2 protein-coding genes are annotated in these 1,882 nt (G+C 36.8%); one reads left to right on the forward strand and one right to left on the reverse strand.

The genetic code is table 11. The features are described 5' to 3' along the window. The first annotated feature begins 220 nt into the window (after nt 1-220). Entirely contained in the window at nt 221-1,042 is an 822-nt protein-coding gene (locus CDG77_RS34700) for a class I SAM-dependent methyltransferase (protein ID WP_094333633.1), read from the forward strand. Nucleotides 1,043-1,184: 142 nt separating this feature from the next. Here the strand turns inward: CDG77_RS34700 and CDG77_RS34705 are convergent. Beyond that, on the reverse strand, nt 1,185-1,882 hold a 698-nt coding region (locus CDG77_RS34705), incomplete at its 5' end, for a transposase (protein WP_143857175.1).

Below are 1,882 nucleotides of genomic sequence, written 5' to 3' on the forward strand. Positions count from 1 at the left end.
ACTGGCTATACTACTCTGCAAAGCAATTCATCTATTACTCCTTTATAATACACCGTATTCCTAAAAGAGTCGCACCCAAATCATTTAAAACATGCAAGACTTTTAGGTATTAATTTTGAAAATAATACTAATAAGTTAGCTCATATAATGTTTTAGCTGTATAAGCATAATATGTACCCATTTTAAAATCCAATTAATAGTAAAAGCATTTTAATTTTTTATGAATGAATCAGGTAATAAAAAACTTTCTCAAAAAGATTTTGTTTTGCTGTCAGCGCCATTAATGGCAGCTTATAGAACAATAGAAAATCAAAGAAATGATCGCCTATTTTACGATCCATTTGCTGCTAAATTAGTCACTCCTGAAGCAGAAGCGATCGCCTTAGAAGACCCAGAAGAAGATGGCAGAGCTTACTTAGCTGTTCGCACACGCTTTTTTGATGATTTTCTACTAAGTTTTGCTCATGTTGCGCCACAAGTAGTTAGCTTGGGTGCTGGAATGGACACCCGTGCTTTTCGCCTGAATTGGACAGAAGGTACAAAATACTACGAAATTGATTACCCAGAAGTTCTAAACTACAAAGACGCAATTTTAAAGGATACGCCTACTACTTGTCATCGGTACTCTATTGCAATTGACCTTACCGATTACTGCTGGGTTCAGCAGCTACTTCAACAAGGATATGACAAAAGCATACCTTCTGTATGGTTACTGGAAGGATTATTGTATTACTTGAGTGATTCCGAGGTTCATGCTTTGCTCAACACAATCATGGATCTGACGACAACTGGTAGTTGGATTGGTTTAGATTTACTAAACCAATTATGCAAAGAATCTACTTATGATGAATTTTATCACGGGTATTTTCATTCTGGTTTTGATAATCCAGAAGAACTATTAGCTACTTATGGCTGGAAAGCAGAGGTATTACAACCAGGAGAAGAGGGAGCAAACTTTAATCGTTATATCCATCCTTTCCCACCACGCAATCATGAAAACGTAGAGCGTGTTTTCCTCATCAAAGCTAAGAAAATAATTTAAAATCCTTATGAAAGAAATATTAACTAATTTATTTTTTTTGACAGCCAACGCTTTTTTTGTTTTTCAAATAACAATAAAATCTGCTAATTCTCAAATTATTCCAGATGCGAATGGCACTAAGAAAAGCCGAAACGCTTGTGTATTAAGCAGTTTGCAACTGCTTTCGTAATTCATGCCGGGGTTTGGTCATTAAGGGATAAGCTTTCGGGCGGCGTTTACGGACTCGTGGTTCACTTCTACCTGGGCGCGAGGGAACAACCTTGTGAGCTATAACTTTGAGTAAAGTGTGATAAATTCGCTGACGTTTTGTTGAAGAAGTAGCTAACAATTCGGGAATAAAGTTATTTAAATGATGGCGAGTACCTTGCAGTGACAGGCGTAACGGGGGAGTACCGTAAGTAATACCTGCCGACCACATCAAACTACGCAGTAGATTGTAGGCAAGTAAATAAATGTAAATTTCTTTGCGTACCATTGAAGGAGTTTTACAGCGTAAAACATCCATATCCAAGGTAGTTAAGAGAAGTCTTAAATCTAGCTCAACATCCCACCTTTGACCGTAAAGCCCAACAATATCTAGAGTTGAATAAGTTACTTCATCTAAAAGCGTAGTGATTAAGCTAACTCTTTCTGTACGAAAACCAGGAATAACAATGCAATAGTAAATCTCTCGCACAGTTATAGAAGGAGGTAGAGCTAAAAACTCATCCTTATTCAATCCTTTTGGACAATTTGTAGGCTTATACCAAGTAACTAACTTGTTACAGTCTCCAACAATTTTACCTTTTCGCATGGAAGTTTTTCGAGCTTGATGTTTCCGAAATACAGCATCACAATTGA

Source organism: Nostoc sp. 'Peltigera membranacea cyanobiont' 213 (assembly GCF_002245975.1).
Taxonomy (GTDB): Bacteria; Cyanobacteriota; Cyanobacteriia; order Cyanobacteriales; family Nostocaceae; genus Nostoc.